Consider the following 24992-nt stretch of genomic DNA (forward strand, 5'->3'; position numbering starts at 1 on the left):
GAAGACATGACGGCAGAGATGATCGATGACGGGACGCGCGGCGCCGGCCTCGCGGGGACGGATGCGGCGACCGGTCGCGAGGCGCGGGATGGCGCGGACGTCGACGTCGAGATTGGCGGCGCCGCGCTCGACGTGCATGTTCCACGTGGAACGGTCGTGCTCGCGGCGACGCCGATAGGCAACACGGCGGACGCGTCGGCGCGCCTCGTCGCGCTGCTTGAGCGCGCCGACATCGTCGCCGCCGAGGACACGCGGCGCCTGTACGCGCTCGCGAACCGCCTCGGCGTGCACGTGGCGGGGCGCGTCGTCGCCAACCACGACCACAACGAACGCGGCAAGGCCGACGGGTTGCTCGACGAGGTGGACGCCGGCGCGACGGTGCTCGTCGTCTCCGACGCCGGCATGCCGACGATCAACGATCCGGGACTGGCGATCGTGCGGCGCGCGATCGAACGCGGGCTGCCGGTGACCTGCGCGCCCGGGCCGTCCGCCGTGCTCGACGCGCTCGCGTTGTCCGGACTGCCGACCGACCGCTTCTGCTACGAGGGCTTCCTGCCGCGCAGGCACGCCGAGCGCGTGCAGCATCTGCGCGCGCTCAAGGGGGAACGGCGCACGATCGTGTTCTACGAGACGTTGCACCGCATCGCCGATGCGATGGCCGACCTCGAGGAGGTCCTCGGCCCCGAGCGGCCGATGGCGCTGTGCCGTGAGCTGACGAAGGACTACGAGCAGATACGGCGAGGCACGATCGGCGAGATCAGGCAGGGTGTCGAGGACGACCCGCCGCGCGGCGAGATGGTGCTCGTCGTCGGCGGCGCGCAGGACGGCGACGGGGACGGCGGCGAGACGTTGGACGTCGAGGCGCTCGCCGCGCTCGCGACGCGCTATGCGCAGGAGCACGACGTGCGCATCAAGGACGCGATCGCGGAGGTCGTCGCCGGGCATCCGGGTGCGGACGGCGCGCTCGCGAACAAGAAACAGGTGTATGCGGCCGTGCTCGCCGCGCGCGGCGGACGCTGAACCGGCGCGCGCCGGATGGGCGGGCGCCGGGCGTCAGGCGCGCGAGCGTTCGACGGAGTCGAACAGCATCTGCAGCGTCTCGCGCACGCCGGGTCCGCCCTGCTGGGAGATGTACTCGAGCAGGTTAGCGTCGGCGCCCCGGTTGACGATGACCCATTTGCGCAGACGCGGCGCGTGCCGTGCGATGTGCCACAGGATCTCGATCGGTGTGTCCGGATCGCTCGCGACCGTCGGCGTCAGGCGGATCGGCGGCTCCGGCGGCGTCAATGGTTCGATGCACGGTTCGTTTTCGGCGCAATACTCGGCTCGCGTCGATTCGAGGCGGCGATGCGCGGCGCGTGCGCGTTTCGCGCAACCGCGGCGATGAAACACAGGCATGGAAGGTCCCCCCCGATGGTTGTCGATAACTGGATACTGTAATCGCCGGTGTCGAACAACGGCGGCGTCATGGGTGTCGGTCGGCGTCGGCCGTCATCGACGCGGTCAGGCGATGCAGGCGAAATCGGCGATCACCTCGCGCGCCCGCTGCGCCGCATGCAGGTAGGCGCAGCCCTCGAGGATGAGCAGACAGTCCTCGACGTCGATGCTGAAATGGCGCAGCAGCCGCAGGATCAGCCCGTCGAGCGACTGCTCGTAGATGTCCTCCGGCGGGCACATCGCCAGATCGCAGACCGTGCGTTCGGGCGTCGTGATGGTCAGCGGGCCGACCATCTGCGTCTGCTTCGGCGGGACGCGCCGCTCGCGCACGTTGATCGGACGTCCCATGAGCGGCGCGCGGTAGTGTGTCGTCGACAGGACGTCGACGGCGCTCGGGAACTCGCCGCCGAGCCACACCCATGCCGCGGCGCGTCCGCAGGCGACGAGCTGCGGGTTCGGCAGCATGGCCGCGACGATCGCCGCGCGGCCGTACAGCGTCTCGCCGTCGGCGCTGCGATAGGCGTGGCGTTCGTCGAGCGCGACGAGCGCGCCGGAACGCACAAGGCTGCGCATTGCGAAGGGACCCGGGAGGTTGTCGTAGGTGTACAGGACCGTCTGCGCGGTTGAGCCGTCGTCGCCGGCGGTCATATGGCCTCTTCCCGCACCGTCGGCGCCGCGCTGCCGCGGCGTCGTCGCGCCCTGACGGGGGAAGAGGCCTTCGACGCCCGCGTCGTCGTAGGTGAAGCAGGCCGTCTTCCGCAGATCGATGCGCGGCTGCCGGCGTGCGTCGTCGTGTGTCGCGTCGGCATGCGCGGCCGGCCGCACGCCGTCCGCCGGCGCCTGCCACAGCGGCAGCATCGGCTGGTAGGCCTCGGTATGTCGGTCATGAACGCCCATCGGTCATGCCTCCTCTCGTCGTCTCCGGCTCGCGCCGGCCGGCCGCCGGCGCGCCTTCTCGCATACGGCCGCGGGGCGCGGCGTGTCCGGTCGGGTGACGAAGCCCGTGGCGTCGGTTGCCGTCGATCGGTGACCGGACACACCATGCATGCGCCGTCGGCGCGGATGTGCGTCATGGCGCGTGGGACGAGCGTAGGATCGACGCGCGCGGACGTGCAAGACGAACGGCGGATAATGTGCAAATGTGGATAACCGGCGTGGTGTGCCCACAGCATGTGGACGATGATGTGGACGGAGTTTGGCGTTGTGGACATCGCCGTGGATGCATCCACATGGCATCCACATGCCGGCTGCGCGGTGACGCCGACGGGCTCCCCGCGCACGGCGGTGGTGTCCGCGTGCTGCCGGATAATCGGCGCATGACTCATATTATGGTGAATGTCGCTTGGCCGTATGCGAACGGCCCCCGTCATATCGGCCACGTCGCGGGCTTCGGCGTGCCTTCGGACGTCTATGCGCGCTACCAGCGCATGAAGGGCAACGACGTGCTCATGGTCTCCGGCACCGACGAGCACGGAACGCCGATCCTCGTCGAGGCGGACAAGGAAGGCGTCACCCCGCAGGAGCTCGCGGACCGCTACAACCGCGTCATCGCCTCCGACCTGTGCAAGCTCGGCCTGAGCTACGACCTGTTCACGCGCACGACGACGAAGAACCACGAGCTCGTCGTCCAGGAACTGTTCCGCCAGTGCCTCAAGAACGGCTACATCTACAAGGGCACGCAGAAGGTCGCGATCTCGCCGTCGACCGGACGCACGCTGCCGGACCGCTACATCGAGGGCGAATGCCCGATCTGCCATGCGCCGGGTGCGCGTGGCGACCAGTGCGACAACTGCGGCAACGAACTCGACCCGGACGAGCTGATCAACCCGGTCTCGAAGATCAACGGCGAGACGCCGATCTTCCAGGAAAGCGAACACTACTTCCTCGATCTGCCGGCGCTCGCCGACGCGAACCTCGCGTGGCTCAAGACGCGTCAGGGCTGGCGCACGAACGTCCTCAACTTCTCGATCGGCCTGTTCCGCGAGGTCAAGCCGCGCGCGATCACGCGCGACATCGACTGGGGCATCCCGATCCCGGTCCCCGGCTGGGTCGACAACCCGAACAAGCGCCTGTACGTGTGGTTCGACGCCGTCATCGGCTACCTGTCGGCGTCGATCGAATGGGCCCGTCGTTCCGGTGACCCGGAGGCGTGGCGCAAGTGGTGGAACGACCCGTCGACGCCCGGCTACTACTTCATGGGCAAGGACAACATCACGTTCCATTCGCAGATCTGGCCCTCCGAGATGATCGCCTATAACGGCGGCGGCTCGAAAGGTGGCGAAGCCGGACAGCTCGGCCCGCTCAACCTGCCCGAGCAGGTCGTGGCCTCCGAGTTCATGACGATGGAAGGCAAGAAGTTCAGCTCGTCGCGCGGCATCGTCATCTACGTCAAGGACATCCTCGAACGCTATCCGGTGGATGCCGTCCGCTACTACATCTCGGTCGCCGGCCCGGAGAACTCCGATTCCGACTTCACATGGTCCGAGTTCGTCCGTCACAACAACGAGGAGCTCGCCGCGTCGTGGGGCAACCTCGTCAACCGTGTCGCGAACCTCATCGCGAAGAACTTCGGTGAGGTGCCGCCGATCGTCGAGGACAGGCTGACCGACGAGGATCGCGCGCTGCTCGCCGAGTCCGCGGCCGCCTTCGACACGGTCGGCTCGCTCATCGAAACGCATCATCAGAAGAACGCGCTCAACGAGGCGATGCGCCTCGTCGGCGACATCAACAAGTACATCTCGGCGACCGAGCCGTGGAAGATCAAGGACGATTCCGATCGTCTCGGCACGGTGCTCCATGTGGCCGCGCAGGCGGTGCTCGACGCGAACCATCTGCTCGCGCCGTTCCTGCCGCATTCGGCGCAGAAGGTGTGGGAGGCGCTCGGCGGCACCGGCACGTTCTCGCCGCTGCCGCGCATCGAGGAGGTCACCGATCTGGATAACCCGGCCTTCCATTACCCGATCATCACCGGCGACTACGTGCTCGGCGAGACGCTGCGGCCGTGGAAGAGCGAACCGATTGAGGTCGGCGCGAAGGTCGCCAAGCCGACGCCGATCTTCGCGAAGATCCCGACCGAGGCCGTCGACGAGGAGCTCGCCCGCTTCGAGACCGCGCTCAACGCGCGCCGCGAAGCCGAAGCGGCTCGCCTCGCCGCCGAGCAGGCGAAGCTCGCCGAATAGTCGACACCAGCGGATCCAAGCGGATCCACGAGGCCGGCGGGGACAAACTTGTCTCCGCCGGCCTTCGCCATGTGTCGGGCGGGTCCGTCTGGCCGGTTGTGAACGTCTGCGGTGCGGTTCGTGCCGGTGATGTTCACGGAGATGGCCGGTTGTGAACGTTCCGGGTGTGGTCTGCATCGATGACGTTCGCGGGCGAGGGCGGTTGTGAACGTTCCGGGTGTGATTGGCGTCGGTTACGTTCACGGAGATGGATTTCCGCGGACGCGGCAGGTTGCAGGACGGATGCGGCGCGGAGGCACGCAACGGGTTTTGCTGGAGGCGAAGGGCGGTGTGATGGTGGCACGGCGATGGACGGAACTGCGGGTTGGCGTTGGCGGAAGTGGGGCAATCGTTGGAATGGTGCCGTTTTGGCGACGCTGAGATCGGTTGCGCACATGCGCGCCGCCGGCTGATTTTCCCGTTCCGCGCCCGTTTTCAGGGAATTTTCAGAAAATCGTAGCGTCGCACTCAGCAACGGGCGGTTATATGGAACATGTCAGCGATCACAAGCTCGCCGGCGAGGTTCCTTCCAAGAACCCCATAACTGAACCCTTCTTCTCTCTTCTCTCTATGAAATGCCGGCGGCCTTCTCTCCGCCGGCTTTTTCTTTGTCGGCCATGCGTCACCTGCGCGCGACGACGCCGCGGGCGTCATTCGAGCGTGTCGGTGATCATCGCGTACTGCGATTCGACGAGCCGCCAGTAGTGGCCGCGCCTCGCCATCAGCTCGTCGTGCGTGCCCTGCTCGACGATCCGCCCATGGTCGATGAAGCAGATGACGTCGGCGTTCTCGATCGTGCTCAGCCGGTGTGCGATGATGAAGCTCGTGCGCCCGACGAGCAGATGGTCGAGCCCCGCCTGGAGCGCCGCCTCGGTCTTCGTGTCGATGTTGCTCGTCGCCTCGTCGAGGATCAGGATCCGCGGGTCGGCGAGCAACACGCGCGCGAAGGCGATGAGCTGGCGCTGACCCATCGACAGCGTCGCGCCGCGCTCCTCGACGACCGTGTCGTAGCCGTCGGGCAGATGCTCGATGAAATCGTGCGCGTGCACGGCCCTCGCGGCGCGCTCGATCTGCTCATCGGTCGCGTCGAGCCGGCCGTAGCGGATGTTGTCGCGGATCGTGCCGGAGAAGATGAACGTGTCCTGCAGCATGACGCCCATCTGCCGGCGCAGCGACGCGAGCGTCACGTCGCGCACGTCGTGCCCGTCGATCGTCACCGATCCCTCGGCCACGTCGTAGAAGCGCGACAGCAGATTGATGATCGTCGTCTTGCCGGCGCCGGTCGGTCCGACGAGCGCGACCGTCTGGCCGGGCCGCACATGCAGGTCCACAAGGTTGAGGATGTTCCTGCCGTCCGGCTCGTAGCGGAACACGACGTCGTTGAAATCGACGTCGCCGCGCACCGGCGGCAGTGCAACAGCGTCGTTCGCGTCGGTGATCTCCGGCTGCACATCCATCGTCTCGAAGATGCGCTCGAGATACGCCGAGCAGGTGATCAGCTGGTTGTAGAAGTTGCCGATGTTGATGACCGGGTTCCAGAAGTTGTTCGCATAGCCGATGAACGCGATCAACGTGCCGGTCGTCGCCGCGACGCCGCCGATGTTCATGATGCCGACGTAGTACAGCAGCGCCATCGTGCTCATCGAGACGATCTCGATGCTCGGCCACATCAGGAACTGCAGATGCACCGAGCGCATCCACGCCGTGCGCACCGCGTCCTGCTGCTCCTGGAACGTCCGGTACTGCTCCTGTTCGCGCGCGAAGGTCTGCGTCGTCTTGACGCCGGCGATCGACTCGTGGATGAAGGCGTTGAGGTTGCTCTGCTTGTTGGACAGGTTCTGGTACGCCTTGCGCTGGAAGTGCTGCAGCACGCGCACGGCGACGATGAGCAGCGGGAACAGCACGAGGCTCCACAGCGCGAGCCGCCAGTCGATGACGAACATGATCACCAATGTGATGACGAAGGTGAACACGTCGGAGATGACGTTGATCAGCCCCGAGCTGAGCGTGTCCGACAACGTGTTGACGTAGTTGACGACGCGGATCAGGATCTTGCCGTGCGGCCGCGAGTCGAAATAGCTGAACGGCAGCGTCTGGATGTGCGTGAACAGGTCGCGGCGCATGTCCTTGAGCATGAGCTGGCCGACGCGCGTGATCTCCAACGTGCGGTAGCGCAGCCCGATCTCGTACAGCACGATCAGCACGAGCATCGTCAGCGCGATCCAGCCGAGCAACGCGTAGTCGCCGTGCGGCAGCACGTCGTCGATGACGACCTTCGTCAGATACGGCACGCTCACGGCGATGCAGCTCATCGACATGACGACGGCCACGATCCTCGCGATGCGCGCGCGGTACGGCCTCATATAGACGGTGATGCGTCTGAGGTCGCCGAGATTGATCTGCTCCTCGAGCTCCTCGTCCTCGCGGAAGGTGTTGCGTTTCGCCATCGTGTCTCCTCCTTTCTGCGTCCGCCGCGCTCAGCGCGCGCCCGTTCCGTCGTCGGCCGCGTATCCCTGCGGCTGCCCGGACTGCGCGCCGAGCTGCCGGTGGTAGATCGCCCAGTATCTGCCGTGCTTGGCGACGAGCTGCTCATGGGTGCCGCGTTCGACGATGCGGCCGTGTTCGAGCACGAGGATGAGGTCGCTGTCCTTGACCGACGAGATGCGGTGCGCGATCGTCACGATCGTCTTGTCCGCGTCGAGCTCGTTGAGATGACGCCTGATCTTCGCTTCCGTCTCCATGTCGACGGCGCTCGTCGTATCGTCCATGATCAGGATCGACGGGTCGTCGGCGATCGCGCGCGCGAGGCTCAGCCGTTGCTTCTGGCCGCCCGACAGGCCGACGCCGCGCTCGCCGACGACGGTGTCGTAGCCTTCGGGCATCCGTTCGATGAAGTCGTCGGCGCCGGCGATGAACGCGATGTGCCTGATGTATTCCGGCGACGGCGTGCGGCCGCCGTCCACGCCGAAGCTGATGTTGCCTCCGATCGTGTCCGAGAACAGGAACGTGTCCTGCGCGACGACGCTCACCTGCGAGCGCAGCGTGCGCAGCGACCAGTCGCGCGCGTCGACGCCGTCGATGAGGACGCGCCCGCTCGTCGGATCGTAGAAGCGCGCGATCATGTTGACGAGCGTCGATTTGCCGGCGCCGGTCTCGCCGAGGATGCCGAGGCGGCCGCCGGCCGGGATCGCGAAATCGATGTCGGTCAGGATCGGCGTGTCCGGGTCGTCGGGGAACGCGAAGTCGACGTGTTCGAAACGGATCGCGCCGTTGATGCGGCCGTCCGTCGGCGCCGCCTGCGCGGCCGCCGCGGCCTGTGCGGTGTCGCGATCGCCGCCGTCGGTCCGCGGATGCGGCTCCTGGATGCGCGGCGTCGCCGTGAGCAGACGGCGGATCTTGACGCATGAGGCGTTGAAGCGCTGCCAGTCGTTGACGAGCCAGCCGGACTGGCGGACGGGGGAGTCGATCATCCACAGGTACGAGCTGAATGCGACGAGGCCGCCGAGCGTCATGTTGCCCTTGAGCACGAGGAAGCCGCCGAGCGCGATCGTGATGAGCTGCAGCGAGAATCCGAGGCCGTCGAGCCACGGCATGTAGCGGCGCGTGTTGCGCGCCATGTCCATGTTGCGTTCCATGTAGTCGTCGTTGCGTTCGTCGAACTTCTCCGTTTCGTGGTCCTCGCGGACGAAGGCCTTGACGACGCGGTTGCCTTCGATGTTCTCCTCGACCATCGAATTCATCGATGCGAGCGAGTTGCGGATCGCGAGGAACAGCGGCTTCGCATGCTGCGACAGCTTGCGGGTGAGCGCGAACAGGAACGGCGTGACGCAGGCGAGCGCGAGCGCGAGCCGCCAGTCGATCGACGTCATCATCGCGAGCGCGCCGACGAACATGACGACGCAGTTGATCGCCTGGTAGCTCACCCAGCTGAGCAGATGGCGGATCGCGTCGGTGTCCGACGTCATGCGGCTCATGATGTCGCCGGTGCGCGTGTGGTTGAAGTAGTTGAAGTCGAGCGTGTGCAGCTTCTCGTATTCGTCGCTGACGAGACGGAAGACGGTGTTCTGCCCGAAGCGTTCCATCCACATCGCGTTGCCGTAGTAGGCGGCGTCGCGCACGATCGTGACGACGATCATCAGGATGCACAGCTTGGCGAGCAGCTGAAGCTGATGCTGTTCGATGACCCGATCGACGATGCGCGCCGAGATCAACGGCGTGACGAGCGCCATCGCCGCGCTGACGGCGTAGAGCGTCAGGCCGCCGACGGCGCGTGGCAGGTCGGGTTTGCAGTAGGCCATGAGCCAGCGGAGGTTGCCGGCGTGCTCGTTGCGTTTCGGGTCGACGTACATCGGTGGTGTCAGAGCTCCTGTGCGCTGCGGTTCCTTGGGGCGGATTGCAAATTCATTCGATGAATTAAACGACGCCTCGCATTATCGTCTACGCGTCGGCGGCCGTGCAAGCCGATGCGGACGACGGCGTGTCGGCGGCGGCGCGCTCCGGGGCCGTGGTTCCTCGCACGGCACAGGGCCGAGGGGCGTGGACGGCGAATGTGCATAATGGAAGGGAACGGACGACGATATCGTCGGCCGGTGGTCCCTGCATGGCCGGCGATGGCCCGATGGTGGCGACGAGGAAGACGAAGACGAGGAAGGCGGCGGCGATGACTGGCGTAGTGGAGCGAATGCTGGGTGGCGAGGACCGCATCGTGGGTCGTCTGATTCCCGATGCCTCCGGGCGGTTCGTCTGGGGCAACGGCGTCGTCACGATGGTCTTCGAGGCGTCGGACGATGCGCCGGTGCGCCTCGTCGGCCTGTCGGGACGCGGCATGCGCCCGGTGGACGCGAACATCCCGGGGGAGCCCGACGCGCAGCCGATCGTCGAGCTGCGTTCGTCGATCGACGGCGGCGGCGACAACCGCCTGCAGCTCGCCGCGTCGGCCGCCGGGCTCAAACTGCGCTTCGTCAAGGCGGTGCTCGTGTCGCCGCCGATCGACGAAAGCATGGGCAGCGGGCCGAACGCCAAGCCGATGGACGCGCTCGCGATCGTGCAGCGCGACCCGGGCGGCGAAGGACCCCTCGTCGTCTCCGTGTTCAAGACGCGCACAGGCCTGAGCGCCGTGCGCACCTACACGATGCTGCATCACGACGACGAATATCCGGTCGAGGCCGTCTCGTCGATGAACGTGACGTTGCCGCTCGCCGCCGCCCGCCTCGACGACGCGCAGACCTTCATCTACTCGGGCGAAAGCTCGTGGGACCTCGAGAACGCGTGGAGCTGCCAGCCGTTGCGCGCGACGCCGCTGCGCGACCGCGACCAGCACGTCAACCCCGGCATGTCGTCGGCGCGTTTCGCCCGCAGCTCGTCGTCGACGTGGTCGACCGGCGAATACCAGCCGGCGGGAATCGTCGAGGGTTGCAGCGAGGACGCCGCATCCCGCCCGTTCTCCTTCATGTGGCAGATCGAGCACAACGGCGCATGGGAATGGGAGATCGGCGAGGACGATCCCGGCATCCGCGTGAGCGCCTACGGCCCCGAGTACCGCGACCACCAGTGGTTCACGATGCTCGGCGACGGCAACGATTTCGTCTCCGTGCCTGTCTCCTTCACGATCTGCGCCGGCGATTGGCAGCGCGCCGTCGCCGAGATGACGGTGCACCGCCGCGCGCTGCGCCGTCACCATGCGGCCATCCAGGGCCGTTCCGAAGTCTTCGACGATTCGCTGCTGTGCGTCGTCTACAACGATTACATGAACACGCTGTGGGGCGATCCGACGATCGAGAAGGAGCTGCCGCTCGTCGAAGGCGCCTCGAAGGTCGGCGCCGACGTCTTCTGCATCGACGCCGGCTGGTACGACGACGAGGACGGCGGCTGGTGGGACATGGTCGGCGAATGGCAGCCCTCCTACGGCCGTTTCGGCACCGTGCGCCTCGCCGGGCTCATCCATGACATCCAGGCCCACGGCATGATCGCCGGCCTGTGGCTCGAGCCGGAGGTCGTCGGCGTGCGCTCACCGCTCGCGCAGAGCCTGCCCGACGACGCGTTCTTCCGCCGGCACGGCCGGCGCGTCGCCGATCATGGCCGCTACCATCTCGACTTCCGCTCGCAGGCCGCGCGCGACCACGCGAACGCGACCGTCGACCGTCTCATCGACGAGTTCGGCATCGGCTATTTCAAATTCGACTACAACACGACGCCGGGCGTCGGCACCGACGTGGACGTCGACTCGGTCGGCGAGGGGTTGCTCGAGCATTGCCGCGCCGTGCAGGACTGGATCGACGACGTGCGCCGGCGCCATCCCGGCGTCATCATCGAGAACTGCGGTTCGGGCGCGATGCGCGCCGACTACGCGATGCTCGGCAGGCTCGATCTGCAGTCGACCTCCGATCAGGCCGATCCGCTCGTCTACGCGGCGATCGCCGCCGGCGCCGGCATGACGGTGCTGCCCGAACAGCAGGGCAACTGGGGTTACGCGCAGGAGGAGATGGACGACGAGAAGGCCGTCTTCACATTGACCGCCGGCATCCTCGGGCGTCTGTACCTGTCCGGATTCATCAACCGCATGGACCCGATGCGCCTCGCCCTCGTGCGCGACGCCGTCGCTCTGCATCGTGAAGTGCTCGACGAGCAGGGACATGTGGTGCCGTGGTGGCCCTACGAGCTGCCTGATTTCAAGGATTCGTGGCTCGTCTACGGACTGCGGCACGACGAGCGGATCTCGAAGGACCTGTTCCCGGACGTCGCCGACGTCATCGGCGAGCACGGCCATCGCGAATACCTCGCCGTATGGCGCCGCGGCGGCGTCGGATCGATGTATCTCGCGCTCGGCGACGGCGCGCGCATCACGCAGATCTTCCCGGACCCGGCGCATCCGGAGCATGCGCCGAACGCGCGGCCGTGGACGATCGAACAGGTCGATCCGCAGACGGTATGCCTGACGGTCGCGAACCCGGACGCGCCGTCGGCGCGCATCTTCGCGGTGACCTACGGCGACGGCGACGGCGACGGCGCGGCGAAGGATACGGAGAAGGCATGAGCAGGAAGCACCGTGACCGCAACTGGGCGCCTGCGCCCACGGCATTGCCCGCGGACGCGCAGGTCGTCGACAACCACACGCACGTCGCATCGGTCGTGCCGTTCTCCGAGGCGATGAGCCACGAGGCGCAGGAGCGCGGGCAGGATCCTGTGCCGGTCTACGGCGTCGACGAGCTGCTGCGCCAGGCGGCCGACGTCGGCGTCGAAGGCGTCATCGACTGCGGATGCGAACTGCCGGACCTGATGACGGCCGTCGACATGGCGCGCGAGCATCCCGGCACCGTGCACGCGGCCATCGCGATCCATCCGAACGAATCGGTGCTCCACGGCCACCGCGGCGCCCCCGGACCGGACGGCCTGCCGGTGCGTTACAAGCCGTGGCACGACGTGGACATCGACGACGCGATCGCCGAAGTGCACCGCATCGCCGTCGCCTACCCGAAGCAGGTCGTCGCGATCGGCGAGACCGGCATGGACCTGTTCCGCACCGGCGAAAGCGCGAAGGAGCTGCAGCGCGACGCGTTCCGCGCGCATATCGCGCTCGCGAAGGAACTCGACCTGCCGATGCAGATCCATGACCGCGACGCGCACCGCGACGTCATCGAGACGCTGCTCGCCGACGGCGCGCCGTGCAGGACCGTCTTCCACAGCTATTCGGGCGACGCCGAGATGGCGCGGATCGCGCGCGAGCACGGCTGGTACCTGTCGCTTTCCGGAACGTCGAGCTACAAAGGCAACGACGGCATCCGCGAATCGGTGAGGATCGTCGGGCTCGACCACGTCATGGTCGAGACCGACGCGCCTTACCTGACGCCGATGCCGTATCGCGGAAGGACGAACGCGCCGTATATGATTCCATACACACTGACCTCACTTGCCCAATATCTGCAGATGCCGGTCGAGGACGTCGCAAGGGCGACGCGGGCCACGACGCGCGAGGTGTATGGCGTCTGAACAACGGCGTCGCAGCGCCGCCGCGCCGTGTCCGGCGAGGCGGCGCGCGGCGGTGTCGGCGACGGGTCGTAGGTGACGCCATAGACCGTATGGGCGGCGGTGTGCTTTAGGCGAACGCGGTGTTGGGGCGCCGGCGCGGCGCGATATCGTTCCCTATTGCATATTTTGCAAGTGCGGATCCGCGCGGCCGAAGGAATGCGAGCAAGGACGGGGTGAACCCGATGGTGCGGCCGGCCGGATCCTGCTCGTGAAAGGAACCGTGATGGCTGAGAGGCCGGATGACAACGGCGAAGACACGCTGCTCAAGCGCGCCGCGCAGTATACGAAGGCTCCGAAAGTCTCGCACAAGGTGCTGACCAAGCAGGAGCGCGAGGAGATCCTCAAGGAGCACAAGCTCAAGCAGGCGCAGGCCGAGCGTCTGGAATCGACGGGATCGGCCGGACCGATCGGACGCGCGTGGCGCAAGCTCCAATCGAGCCCCGACAAGGTCTCGCTCGCGATGGCGCTCGTCGCGCTCGGCGTCGTGTATGGGGACATCGGCACGTCGCCGCTCTACACGATGCAGACGTTCCTCTACGGGCGCGGAGGCATGGCGAACACGACCGACGAATCGGTCATCGGCATGCTGTCGCTCGTGTTCTGGTCGATGACGCTCGTCACGACCGTCGAATACGTGCTCATCTGCATGCGCGCGGACAACCACGGCGAAGGAGGCATCCTCGCGCTCTATTCGCGTCTGCGCCGCTACGGCAAATGGCTCGCCGTGCCGGCGATGATCGGCGGCGCCGCGTTCCTGGCGGATTCGGTGCTCACGCCGGCGATGTCGATCAGCTCGGCCGTCGAGGGCCTGACGACGCTGCCGGGGCTGGAACGGGTCTTCGAGGAGAACACCGGGCTCACCGAGATGATCGCCCTCGTCATCCTGCTGTGCGTGTTCGCGATCCAGTCGCGCGGCACCGAGAGCATCGGCCGCGTTTTCGGTTCGATCGTGCTCGTCTGGTTCCTGTTCATCGGCGTCGTGGGGCTGACGAACATGTCCAACGACTGGAGCGTGCTGCGCGCGCTCAACCCGGTGCACGGCGTCGCGTTCCTGTTCAGCGGTCAGAACGTCGCCGGCATCGCGCTGATGGGCACCGTCTTCCTGTCGATCACCGGCGCCGAGGCGCTGTACTCGGATATGGGCCATGTGGGGCGCGGCAACATCTACCTGACGTGGCCCTTCGTCAACCTCGCCCTCGTGCTGTGCTATTTCGGCCAGGGCGCGTGGATCATGAGGCATGCCGGCGACGCCGCGTACATGAAGTCGGTGCCGAACCCGTTCTTCGCGATGATGACGCCGGGCGTGCGCGGCGTGGCCGTCGTGCTTTCGGTGGCCGCCGGCATCATCGCCTCGCAGGCGCTCATCTCCGGCGCGTTCACGATCGTCTCGGAGGCGACCGGCCTCAACTGGATGCCGCACATGCAGGTGCGCTATCCGTCGCGTACGCGCGGCCAGCTGTACATTCCGATGATCAACGCCGTGCTGTGCGTCTCGACGGTGTCCGTGCTGCTGATCTTCCACGATTCCGAGCACATCGCCGCCGCCTACGGTCTGGCGCTCACCGTCACGATGATCATGACCTCGGTGCTCGTGACCGTCTATCTGTGGCATCTGCGCTCCAGGTTCGCGGCCGTGCTGTTCGCGATCGTGTTCCCGTCGATCATGGTCATGTTCTTCATCGCGTCGATGGCGAAGTTCCTGCACGGCGGCTGGTTCACGATGGTGCTCATGCTCGCGATCCTCGGCGTCATGTACACATGGGACCAGGGCACGATGCTCGAACGCGCGCAGCGGCGCCATATGAGCCCCAAGGAATGCCTTCCGGTGCTCCAACGGCTGCATGAGGACGCGACGGTGCCGTACTACTCGGACAACATCGTCTACCTGACGAGCGATCAGGAGATGTGCCGCTTCGACACGGACATCTTCTTCTCGATCTTCGCGAACCACCCGAAGCGTGCGCGCGCATGGTGGTCCGTCTCCGTCGAGACCGCCGACGAGCCGTTCACGCGTGAATACTCGGTGGAGACCTTCGGCACCGATTACGTGTTCCGTGTGCGCATGCGCCTCGGCTTCAAGGTCTCGCAGTCGATCCCGGCGTACCTGCATCAGATCATGCACGACCTGCTGCGCTCGGGCGAACTGCCGAAGCAGACGACGCGCTATCCGAAGGTGGACGCCGATCCCGAGATCGGACCGATCCGCTACGTGCTGATCCATAAGGAGCTCATGCCCGAGTCGAAGGTGTCGTCCGGCGGCGCGATGGCGCTGCGCGTCAAGTACGCGATCCGTCATGTGGCCGGATCCCCGATCAAATGGTTCGGTCTGGCGCCGTACGACCCGGTCACCGAGGTGCAGCCGCTCTTCCTGTCCACGGTGCGTCCGCCGCGCCTCAAGCGCATCATGTGACGTCCAAGGCGTTGCGGCGGCGCCCGGGCGTGTCCGGGCGCCGCCGCAACGGCGTCATCCGGGCGGCTTTGAGGCGGCTAGAAGTACAACCGATAGCGAAAATGCGAGAAAAGCGCGCATCGGCAACAGACAGCGGTTACAGTAACGTCTCATGTGCAGATTGCTTGGATACGCCACGAACGATGTCAACGCGAGCCTTCATCAGGTGCTTGGCATGCGCGAGTGCGCCGCGTTCCGCGATCTGAGCGTCATCCACAATGACGGCTGGGGCGCCGCGCTCATCACCGAACCGGCGGCCGCGGCGCATGTGACCGACGGCGGCGCGCCGTCGCCGGAGACCGGATCGGCGCTGTACCGCAACACGATCGCCGCCCACTACGACCCGATTTTCGACGATCTGGCGTCGGTCGGCGCACGCAGCGCGCTGTTCCATCTGCGGCTCGCCAGCTCCAACCTGCCGCTCATCCTCGAAAACCAACATCCGTTCTTCGCGAACGGGCTGAGCTTCATCCACAACGGCGACATCTCCGACGCGCAGGGGCGCAACATCACGACGAACCGTTCGTATCCGATCGACCACAGCCTCGTGCAGGAGACCGGCGGCCGCTCCGACTCGGCGATCTACTTCGCGACGGTGCTGCAGTACCTGGGCGTCGGCTACGAACTCGAGGAGGCGCTCGCGCAGGCCGTCCGGGAGCTGCGCGCCGCGTATCCGGACAGCAGCTACAACTGCATGATCCAAAGCAAGGACACGTTCATCGCGCTGCGCGCCGAAAGCGGCAAGCCGACGCGCCGGGGCGTCGTGGACGTCTACGCGCGCCATGGGCGCGCCGACGAAGCCGAGGACTACGCGGTGCTGCGCTACCGTGACCTCGACGGCGCCGTGGACGGCGCGGCGCTGCGCGGCGTCGTCGTGACGAGCTCCGGCTATACGCAGCCGGAGTCGGAAGGCTGGCGCGAGCTCGGCAACAACCGGATGATCGTCGCGTCCAACCGCACCGGCGCCTACCGCATCCGTTCGATCTGAATGTCGTCCCGCCGCGATGATGCGCCTACGGCGCTACGATGGCGGTATGACCGGAACGATTCCCACACTTGAGCAGATCGACGCGCTGCACCGCAAGGTCGCGCCGTCGCAGGCCGCCTACGATCTCATCCACACCCACTGCGTCATCGTCGCCGACATCACGCGTCGCCTCGCGCATCGGCAGAACGCGTTGTTCATGCGACGCTGCACATTGCCGGACGCGCACGCCGAACAGGTCGATGTGCCTCCGACCGACGGCGTCGCCGGCGGCCTTGTGCCGCCGCGGTACATCGACGTCGACACGGCGGTGCGCGGCGCGATGGTGCACGATATCGGCACCTATCTGGTGCTCCGGGAGGACGGCGCGGACGGCGGACCGCTCAAGTTCGGCGACGACTACATCGAACACGGGCTGCTCGGCTACCGGCTGCTGCTCGACGAAGGCGTCGACGAGTCGATCGCGCAGTTCGCGCGCAACCACACCGGCGTCGGGCTGACCAGGGAAGCGGTGGAACGGCAGCATCTGCCGCTTCCGCCGGACGATTACGTGCCGGTCAACCTCGAGCAGGAGATCGTCATGGTCGCCGACAAATACAACAGCAAGTCGGTGCCGCCGCGCTTCCTGACGGCCGCGACCTACGCGCGCAAGGCGGCGCGCTTCGGCGAAGCCAACCGCGACGAATGGCTCGGGCTCGTGCGCAAGTACGGCGAGCCGCCGGTCGCCGAACTCGCCGACCACTACCATCAGAAGCTGACCTGAGCGCGTTGGACGGTTGAGCGGCGCGACGCCGTGATGTGCGAAGCGCCCGGGGGATCGCGCAGGATCCTCCGGGCGCTTCGTCGTCATCGGGCGCCGTGTCGCGCCGCTCAGCGCAGATCGATCGTCTCGTCGAGGCGGCCGGCGACCTGCGGGTCGGCGGTGACGACGATGACGGTGCGCGCCTTCGCGTCGGTGTGCAGCTGCGCGCGCAGCAGCTCGAGGATCGTCGTTGCGTCGGCGTCGTCGAGCGTGGCCGTCGGCTCGTCGGCGACGACGATGTCCGGATCGGTCGCGATCGCGCGGGCGACGGCCACGCGCGCCGCGTCGACGGCGTCGAGGTCGCCCACCCGGGTGCGCGAACGGTCGGCCGTCGCAATCGCGACGGTGTCATCGGCGTCATTGGTGGCGCCGGCGTCATCGACGGTGTCCTCGGCGCCGAAGCCGACCGCACGCAGCAGGTCCTGCGCGACGACCGGGATCGGCTTGAGGAAGTTGCGGCCGGACGCGTCCATCGTGTAGATGAGGTTGTCGGCGGCGCCCAGCTCGAGGCGAAGCGGCCACATCGCGAGGATCGCACCGATGCGGTGCCCGCGCAGCTCGAGCGGGCTGAGTTCGGCGAAGGATGTCGTCTTCGTGAGCACGCGGCCGCGCGTCGGCGTCAGGAAGCCGGCGAGCATCGCGACGAGCGTGTTGTGGCGGCGGTCGTCGTCACGGTCCACGAGGATGGCGTAGCTGCGGCCGGCCTCGCAGCGCAGCGTCAGATCGTCCCAGATATGTTCGCCGGTCTTGCGGTCGTCGACGCCGACGCCGTCGAAGGCGAGCATCGGGTAGGCGCGGAACACGGCGTCGTCGGCGTCGCGCGAGCCATGACGGATCTCCTGGTCGAGCGTCGACGACACCGATGCGGACAATGTGGCCGCGTCGCCGTCGGCGGTGTCATCGACGTCGGCCGCCGTGTCTGCGTCGTCATCGTTGTCGTCTGTATCGCCGTCGGCGGAGGCGGCGAGGTCATCGGCGAGCTCCTCGACTCCGCTTGTGCCGCCGATCGAGATGCCCGGCGCGTCGTCGTAGTCGATCGTGTAGGTGACGCTGAGCGCGTCGTCGGAGACCGCGGTCGGGTCGGCCGCGGATGCCTCGGCGGCGGCATCCGTATCAGCGGCCGCAGTTGCGTCGGAAGATGCGGCCGTCGTGTTGTCGGCGGTCGTCGTCGCGGCGGTATCCGTCACAGCCTCGTCGGCGTCCTGCTCCGGCGTCGTCGTATGTTCGTCGATCATGCCTGCTCCTTCTTCGTCGATTGCGTATTCACCGCCGCATTCGCGTCATCGGCGTCGTCCATGTCGCCGTGGCCGGTCGCGGCGCTCTCGGCGGTCGTCGCGTCGTCATGCGCGAGATACGGCGACGCGAACAGCTGCGCGGTCGGGAACGCGGCGACGCGCACGCCGGCGATCGCCGCGAGCACGAGGCAGCCGACGACGCTGATCCAGATGAGGTTCCACACGAGCGGAGCCGGCAGCGTGAAGGTGTGGCCGTCGACGAAGTTGCCGGCGAGCGGATTCGCCGTGCAGCAGCCGATGATCAGGCCGATCGCGGAACCGAGCAGCGTCGGCCACAGGATCTCGTTCATGAACTGCCATGCGAGGCGCCCCTTCGTGACGCCCACCTGCAGCGCGAAGCCGATCTCCTCGCGCCGCGGCAGCGCCTGCAGCAACGTGAGCGCGAGCAGCAGCGCGCCGCCGATCGACCACAGCAGAATCAGCATCAGCCGCACGTTCGCCGCGAGCGCGTCGAGCGGCTTGAGCGAACGCTCGTACTGCTCGATCGTCGGCGAGGAGAGCCGGTAGCCGCTCGGCAGTTCGACGTCTTTGACCGCCTGCTTGAAGGCCTCGTACTGCGGGATGCCCTGGAACATGAAGACGACGTTGACGTCGGGGCGCTGCCAGCCGGAGGCGTCGAGCGGGTCGAGGTCGTCGGCGGCGAAGGAATAGTAGGTCGTGTAGAGCACGTTGTCCGGCACGTCCTTCGCGAACGGCGCGGCGTCCCCGGTCTGTTCCGTGTATTCGTACAGGCCGCACACCGTGTACGTGTAGGTCGTCTTCGCGTCCTTCGCGTTGCCGAGCGTGATCTTGTCGCCGACCTTGATGCCGTTCTTGTCGGCGAGCGCCTTCGACATGATGAGGTCGTGGCGTGTGACGTCCTCGTAGCCGAGCCCCTTGCCGTCCACGATCCGGTAGCGGCCGTAGCTGTTCGCAGGGACGGCCTGCTCGCTGAGGAAGGACCGGAGCGTGAAATCGCCGCCGGTCTCGTCGGCGTCCACATCCGGCTGCTGCGCGCCGGCGACCGGCTTGAGCTTGTCTCCGCCGCGCACCGGCACCGAGTCGATGAGCGTGTAGCCGAAGGTCGCGTTCTTCTCGTTGGCGGCGGCGCCGATGCCGTTGTAGGCGTCCCAGGTCATGTAGTTCTTCGTCGAATCGGCGTTGTCGCCCTGCGCCTGCGCTTTGCCCGGGTCGCCCGGCGTGAAGACGCCGAGCGGCGTCAATTGGTCGTAGCGCGCGCCATGCGCCTCGTCGTACTCGTGCAGCACGGCCACGCCGAAGGCCGACCAGAGGGTGACCAGCAGGCTGACGACGATCGTCAGCAGGGTCCTCCAGGGGTGACGGCGCAGCGCGGACCATGCGTTCTTCGCAACGAACATCCGTTGTCTCCCGTTGATTGTTCCCGATGTGCGCGTCCCGCGGGCCGTGCACGTTCACTACCGTGATTGTATCTAGCAAGGCGGTCTGAACAATCGCTGAACGCCCGCGCCTTCGCTTACGGTGGGCGGCCCGGCGCCGGCCGGCACAACGGACCACGGTTATCCACATGCGCCGCCGCGTTGTGGATGACACGCCCGTTCTCCACTTATCCACAGCATTCCCGTTGCCGTTGGCGGCGCATGGCGGCGTCGTGCGAGGGTGGGCGAGGACGTCGGCGATGGCCGCCGACGGTGTGGCAGCCGCGTTCCGCGGCGGTAAGGAGCACCCATGCGCGATACCTACACCTTCGATTCCGAGGCGTTTCTGGCGACGCTCGCCGCGCTGTCCTCACGCTTCGAACAGGTCGTCGCGTCGTCGGCGCTGTCGTTCGACGGCATCGACGACGACGCCAACCCGATCCGGCATCCGGAGCGTCATGGCGACGGCATCGCGCCGGCCTACGCCGCGCCGGGCGACGCCGCCGACGCGGCGGCTGATTCTGACGGCGACGCCGACCAGTCGTTCGACGGGCGCGGCGGCGTGCGCGAACGGATGCGCAACAGCGAGGGGAAGGTGGACGCGCGCATTCTCGAGCTCGCGGCGCAACTGTTCGGCGGCACCTGCTGGGCGTCGTTGATCGGCGTGGCGTCGCTCGGTTTCGACGACGCCGTCGTCGAAACGGCGCGCATGTTCATGCTGCAGACGGCGCGTTGCGTGCGGCGCAACGGCCTGGCCGTCTGGCTGCACGGCGTCATCGCCGACGCGTCGTCGGCCAAGCTGCTCGGCAAGCCGAGCCCGATGATGCCGATGACGATCCGTCCGATGAGCCGCATCCAGATGCACCGCTGGGTCAGCTCCGACGCCGCGCACCGGTACGGCTCCCACAAGCAGCGCCTCGAGGACGTCGACGAATACCGCAAGCAGGCGTACCGGCTCGCCGCGTACGGCCTGCTGCGCTGGGGTTCGCCGATCGACGAATGCAACCGGATCGCGTCGCTGATGCTGTCCGAACCGAAATTCGGCGTCAGCATGCTGCGGCAGGACCCGAACCTGCTGCTGCAGGGCGTCGCGCCCGACCGCCGCGTGAACCGTGCGCTCGCCTATCTGCGGCATCTGCATGTGCAGGCCGACCTCTACTATGCGCGCGCCGTGCAGCGGCACTGGGACCTGCCGCAGCTCGACCCGGCCAATCACACCGAGGCGACTGCGGCGATGGACCGGCGCTATCTGTACGACGCGCACCGGCTCGTCGTTTCTTATCGTGCGCTGTGGGACCGCGAGGTGCCGAAGGCCGACGCCGTGCTCGCCGAGGTCATGCGGACGCAGGAGTATCCGCGCATGAAACTGTGGGAGAACCCGGTGTACCTGCGCGACGTGGCGCGTTCGCTCGTCGGTGCGTCCCTGTCCGCCGACATCGTCGAGGGCTTCGAGACGCGCGACGTGCAGCGTTTCGAAGCGGGCGTCGCCAGATTGCGCACCGTGGCGAAGATGGTCGACACGATGACGCTGCTGCTGATGCCGATCGCGTTGTCCGACTCGCATGAGCCGAAATGGGTGCAGATGAACCGCGGTGGGTACCGCTCGCGCACGCAGGCGTGGCGGCTGTACTGCGACGTCGGCGCCGATCTCGCGCTCATCGTGCTCGGCCGCATCGACCGCGGCGACGACCGCTACCGCGCCGAAGCGGCCGCTGCGCTGATGCAGCTCGACGTGCAGGCCTACTGCGAGATGACGATCCCGTTGTTCCGGCCACAGTCGCAGGACGACGACGCGGCGATGGACGCTGTTGCGGCGCAAGATACTGCCGTGGCGGTGAAGACCCCGGCGGCAACGATGGACGGTGCGTCAACGGACGGCACCGCGATGCCGGATGGCACTGCGCGTACGGACGATGTTGTGCGATCAGATGACATCGCTCGAACGGAGGATGTGGCGGCAACGGACGACGACGCGACGGCGCGTGCGGCGAGCAGGACGGCGCTCGACGAGATCGTGACTGTGCATCCGGTTGACGAACGCGAACGGGTGGACGTCGTCGCCTGACGTCCACCCGTTCATCGTGATTTCATCATGATGGTGTGCGCGTTATCGTCGCGCGTCGCGATCGCCTGTGCATCACTTGTATCACTCGCAGGCGATGCCGTCGCCGTCGCGGTCGAGCTTCGGCGCGTAGCCGGGGTCGCCGCGGTGCAGCGGCGCCTTGCCGGCGGCACGCACGGCCGCGCAGTTCTTGTAATAAACGTTCTCGTCCTGCGCAGGCGCGGGAGCGGACTCCTGCACCTCGAGCGGCGTGACGACGCCGCCGTCGCTCGGCACCTGCTGTGTCGGGCAGCTCGACAGCACGTTCTTCATCGCATCGTGCTCGCCCTGCGTCACCCATAGATCGTACTTCTTCTTGACGCCGATCTGACGCGCGACGTATTCGCAGCGGAACGACTTGTTCGCCGGCAGCCACGTCGCCGCATCGCCGTCGCTCTTCTGCTGGTTGGCCGGGCCGTCCACGGCGAGCAGATTGTACGGGTCGTTCGCGAACTGCGTGCGCGTCGCCTCGCTCAGCTGCTGCGCGCCGGTCTGCCACGCGTTGCTCAGCGCGACGACATGGTCGATCTGCACGGCCGTGCTCGTGTCCTGGCCGCGCGTGAAATTGATGCGCTTGCCGGTGTACGGGTCGTTGAGCACGCCGGTGGCGACGACGCAGTCATGCGTGTTCGCCTTGTAGGTCTTGTCGGACATGTCGCGGTTGAGGATGTCGTTGCGCGTATCGCAGCCGTTGTGATCGACGTCGCTCCACGCCGGGCCGAACTGGTCGCGCGAATAGCCGGTCTTCGGCGCGCGGCCCTTGACCGGCAGCTGCTCGAGCACGTCGAGGGCGCTGCCCTCGGGCACCTTGAGCTCCGGCTCCTCGCTCGCCTGCGCGGACGGGGACGGCTTCTCATCGGATGAGCCGTCGTCGGAGACGGACTGGTTGCGGCCCGTCTCGCTCGACGACGCCGAGCTCGACACGTCGGCGGATGACGGCGACGACATCGAGCATGCGCCGAGCGACAGCAGCAGGCCTGCGCTCGCGAACAGCGCGATGGACTTGCGGAATACGTCGATGGACATGGTCGTTCCCTTCTGGGTCATCTGATGCTTCTGATGCAACGAATATTGGCATATCGGCAGATCCGGGCGCGTGCGGCGGTCCGATCCGCGAATATGCTACCGGTGCCAGTGTAGAAGATGTCCCAAAATGTGAGGCGCGCGCGTCCACGTTCTCCATCGATTGTTCACAGGGGGGAAGGGCTCGGGTGCCGTGGGTGTGCGGTCGGGGGGTGACGGTCCGGTCTGCTGAGGAATGCCTTGCGTCCGGTTTCGTCGACCGCGTCGATGGTTCGGGACGCAAACAGGCTGGTTGGCGGGTGGGTTCGTCGACAAGCCCGACTGTCCGTCCCGTAGCGTCCGGATTCATCGACCGTGTCGACAGCTCGGCCCGCAATCGGGCTGGTTCGCGGGTGGGTTCATCGGCGGGGTCGATGGTTCGGGACGCAGCGTCCGGTTTCGTCGACCGCGTCGATGGTTCGGGACGTAAACGGGTCGGCTAGCGTCCGGGTTCGCCGGCCGCGTCGACGGTTTCGGATGCTGGCGGGGTTGTTGTGTCCAGATTTGTCGGCCATACCGACGGTTCGGGACACAAACGGGTGGCTTCGCGTCCGGGTTCGCCGGCCGCGTCGATGGTTTGGGACGATAACGGGCCGACTAGTGTCCGGGGTCGTCGATTGAGGCGACCGTTCGGGACGTCGGGGATCCTGTGCCGGTTCGGAAAACGGGTAAGGGGGCGTCCCGCACGCCGGATCCGCGCGCGGGATGCCCCCTTACCTATGCCTTCGGAGAGCTATGCCCCTACTTGCTACTTGGCGAGTTGGTTGTCAAGGCGGTGCAGGAAGGCGGCCATGTCCTGACGGTAGACGCTCGTCATGCCTTCGAAGCGCCATGTGCCGTTGGCGTTGCGATAGCCGGTCGAGATGCCCGAGCCGCCCAGCCAGCGCACGTCATCGGTGTGCGGCGTGCGGTCGGTCACGTCGGTGAAGTCGGTCTTCGGTGTGACGCCACCGTCCTTCTTGCCCAGTTTGGCGAGCCTGCGCAGGAATGCGGCCATGTCCTGGCGCACGACCGGGCTCATGCCGCGGAACGTGCTGCTGCCGTCCGCCTCCTTCCAGCCGGTGGAGATGCCGGCGTGGGCCAGCCACAGGATGTCCTCGGCGTGCGGCGTGCCACGGTTGACGTCCTTGAACGTGTTCCAATCAGCGTTGGTCGGCTTCCACGTCTTCGCGTCGCCGATGCCGCGCTTGACCGCCTCGCGACGCAGGAACGCCGCCATGTCCTGACGCACGACCGCGCTCATGCCACGGAACTCGTACCTGCCGTCGGCCATCTTCCAACCGGTCGAGATTCCGTTGTCCGCCAGCCACTGAATATCCTCATGATGCGGCGTTGACGACGACACATCACGGAACGTGATCTTGACAGGCGTCGTCTTCGCGGTCCAATGCGCATACAACGTCAGATCGCCGGTGACTGGCTTCGAGAAGTCATATTTGGTGCCGCCGTCCTTCGCCGTGTACCAGCCGTCGAAGGTATAGCCCTCACGCGTCGGCGCATCCGGCGCGCTGACCGTCTCTCCGGAGACGACCGAGATCACCGTATTGCCGGATCCCGTTGCAAACTAGTTTGTTGTAGTTTGCATGGCCTCGTTGCCGGGGCCAGCTCCAAGTCTCATGCCATTGTTTTGGCTGCTTGGTTCACGTTTCGTCGGGGTCTGCGCGGCCGGCTCGCGCCGGTCGTGTCTTGCGTCCCCTCCGCGCGCGTTTAGGGTCTCCGGGGCACTCCCGGCGACCATGATGTTGATGGCCGCGTTCAGGTCGCGGTCGATCCTCAACCCGCAGGCGTCGCAGCGATACGTTCGTTCATTGAGGGACAGTTTGGCTTTCACTGTTCCGCAGTTCGAGCACGTCTTGCTTGATGGATACCAACGGTCGACGATATGGACGGCCGCGCCGGTGCGCGCGCTTTTGTACGCGAGTTGGCGGCGCAGTTCGGCGAACCCGCAGTCCGACACGGCCCGCGCGAGCCGATGGTTCCTGACCATGCCCTCCACGTTCAGGTCTTCTATGCTGATGTCCCTGTAGGCGCGTGTGAGCATATCGGTGAGCTTGTGCAGGCCGTCACGGCGTTGGGCGGCGATGCGTGCGTGGATGCGTTGCACGCGGGCTCCGGCCTTCCGCCAACGGTTCGATCCTTTCTCACGTCGGCTCAGAGTGCGTTGCGCGCGGGCGAGTCTGCGAAGGCTTTTGCCCATGTGGCGTGGATTGGCGATGGTCGTGCCGTCGGAGAGCGCAGCGAG

At 66.8% G+C, this 24992-nt stretch carries 16 protein-coding genes and 1 pseudogene; 8 read left to right on the plus strand and 9 right to left on the minus strand.

The window, feature by feature from the left end; all coding sequences use genetic code 11:
• The first annotated feature begins 18 nt into the window (after window positions 1–18).
• A complete protein-coding gene (gene rsmI / locus B1400_RS07830) occupies window positions 19–1020 on the plus strand; it encodes a 16S rRNA (cytidine(1402)-2'-O)-methyltransferase (protein WP_095613870.1) in 1002 nt (333 codons plus the stop codon).
• Between the two features lie 33 nt (window positions 1021–1053).
• Here the strand turns inward: rsmI and B1400_RS07835 are convergent, their stop codons facing one another.
• Both B1400_RS07835 and B1400_RS07840 read right to left on the minus strand, forming a co-directional pair.
• Window positions 1054–1398, minus strand: coding sequence for a variant leucine-rich repeat-containing protein (locus B1400_RS07835; protein WP_235607389.1), 345 nt, complete (start codon window positions 1396–1398; stop codon window positions 1054–1056).
• Between the two features lie 105 nt (window positions 1399–1503).
• The gene (locus B1400_RS07840; RefSeq protein WP_095613858.1) at window positions 1504–2334 is read right to left on the minus strand and encodes a hypothetical protein; all 831 of its coding nucleotides are present in this window, start codon (window positions 2332–2334) and stop codon (window positions 1504–1506) included.
• 419 nt (window positions 2335–2753) lie between these two features.
• On the opposite strand from B1400_RS07840, the gene metG reads away from it, so the two are divergent.
• Window positions 2754–4616 carry a methionine--tRNA ligase gene (gene metG, locus B1400_RS07845; protein ID WP_095613859.1) on the plus strand — a complete coding sequence of 621 codons (1863 nt, stop codon included), beginning with the start codon at window positions 2754–2756 and terminating at the stop codon, window positions 4614–4616.
• A gap of 689 nt (window positions 4617–5305) precedes the next feature.
• Here the strand turns inward: metG and B1400_RS07850 are convergent.
• Both B1400_RS07850 and B1400_RS07855 read right to left on the minus strand, forming a co-directional pair.
• Complete coding sequence (locus B1400_RS07850; RefSeq protein WP_095613860.1) at window positions 5306–7102, minus strand: ABC transporter ATP-binding protein; 1797 nt, start codon at window positions 7100–7102, stop codon at window positions 5306–5308.
• Window positions 7103–7132: 30 nt separating this feature from the next.
• Complete coding sequence (locus tag B1400_RS07855; protein WP_095613861.1) at window positions 7133–9004, minus strand: ABC transporter ATP-binding protein; 1872 nt, start codon at window positions 9002–9004, stop codon at window positions 7133–7135.
• Between the two features lie 311 nt (window positions 9005–9315).
• Between B1400_RS07855 and B1400_RS07860 the strand changes: the two genes are divergently transcribed.
• The 5 genes from B1400_RS07860 (at window position 9316) to B1400_RS07880 (ending at window position 16877) form a co-directional block, all read left to right on the plus strand.
• On the plus strand, window positions 9316–11688 hold the full coding sequence (locus B1400_RS07860; protein WP_095613871.1) for a glycoside hydrolase family 36 protein: 2373 nt from the start codon (window positions 9316–9318) through the stop codon (window positions 11686–11688).
• Window positions 11685–12641, plus strand: a complete 957-nt coding sequence (locus tag B1400_RS07865) for a TatD family hydrolase (protein WP_095613862.1) — start codon at window positions 11685–11687, stop codon at window positions 12639–12641. The genes B1400_RS07860 and B1400_RS07865 overlap by 4 nt, the downstream gene beginning before the upstream one ends.
• Before the next feature lie 262 nt (window positions 12642–12903).
• A complete protein-coding gene (locus B1400_RS07870; RefSeq protein ID WP_095613863.1) occupies window positions 12904–15090 on the plus strand; it encodes a KUP/HAK/KT family potassium transporter in 2187 nt (728 codons plus the stop codon).
• Between the two features lie 151 nt (window positions 15091–15241).
• Window positions 15242–16117, plus strand: coding sequence for a class II glutamine amidotransferase (locus tag B1400_RS07875; protein WP_095613864.1), 876 nt, complete (start codon window positions 15242–15244; stop codon window positions 16115–16117).
• A gap of 46 nt (window positions 16118–16163) precedes the next feature.
• Window positions 16164–16877 carry an HD domain-containing protein gene (locus B1400_RS07880; RefSeq protein WP_095613865.1) on the plus strand — a complete coding sequence of 238 codons (714 nt, stop codon included), beginning with the start codon at window positions 16164–16166 and terminating at the stop codon, window positions 16875–16877.
• A 107-nt stretch (window positions 16878–16984) separates the two neighbouring features.
• Here B1400_RS07880 and B1400_RS07885 read toward each other — a convergent pair whose 3' ends face one another.
• Together B1400_RS07885 and B1400_RS07890 are read right to left on the minus strand one after the other, a co-directional pair.
• The gene (locus B1400_RS07885; protein WP_095613866.1) at window positions 16985–18151 is read right to left on the minus strand and encodes an ATP-binding cassette domain-containing protein; all 1167 of its coding nucleotides are present in this window, start codon (window positions 18149–18151) and stop codon (window positions 16985–16987) included.
• A complete protein-coding gene (locus B1400_RS07890) occupies window positions 18148–19569 on the minus strand; it encodes an ABC transporter permease (protein WP_095613867.1) in 1422 nt (473 codons plus the stop codon). The genes B1400_RS07885 and B1400_RS07890 overlap by 4 nt, the downstream gene beginning before the upstream one ends.
• A gap of 328 nt (window positions 19570–19897) precedes the next feature.
• On the opposite strand from B1400_RS07890, the gene B1400_RS07895 reads away from it, so the two are divergent.
• Complete coding sequence (locus B1400_RS07895; protein ID WP_095613868.1) at window positions 19898–21652, plus strand: hypothetical protein; 1755 nt, start codon at window positions 19898–19900, stop codon at window positions 21650–21652.
• A gap of 81 nt (window positions 21653–21733) precedes the next feature.
• Here B1400_RS07895 and B1400_RS07900 read toward each other — a convergent pair whose 3' ends face one another.
• From B1400_RS07900 to B1400_RS07910, 3 genes and pseudogenes are all read right to left on the minus strand, one after another.
• Window positions 21734–22714, minus strand: a complete 981-nt coding sequence (locus B1400_RS07900) for a GmrSD restriction endonuclease domain-containing protein (protein WP_162288201.1) — start codon at window positions 22712–22714, stop codon at window positions 21734–21736.
• A gap of 784 nt (window positions 22715–23498) precedes the next feature.
• Window positions 23499–24293 (minus strand): annotated as a pseudogene (locus tag B1400_RS10070) (InlB B-repeat-containing protein); the annotation flags it as partial.
• A gap of 21 nt (window positions 24294–24314) precedes the next feature.
• A partial coding sequence (locus B1400_RS07910) for an RNA-guided endonuclease InsQ/TnpB family protein (RefSeq protein ID WP_133064655.1) occupies window positions 24315–24992 on the minus strand: 678 nt, incomplete at its 5' end.

This window comes from Bifidobacterium italicum, assembly GCF_002286915.1.
GTDB lineage: Bacteria > Actinomycetota > Actinomycetes > Actinomycetales > Bifidobacteriaceae > Bifidobacterium > Bifidobacterium italicum.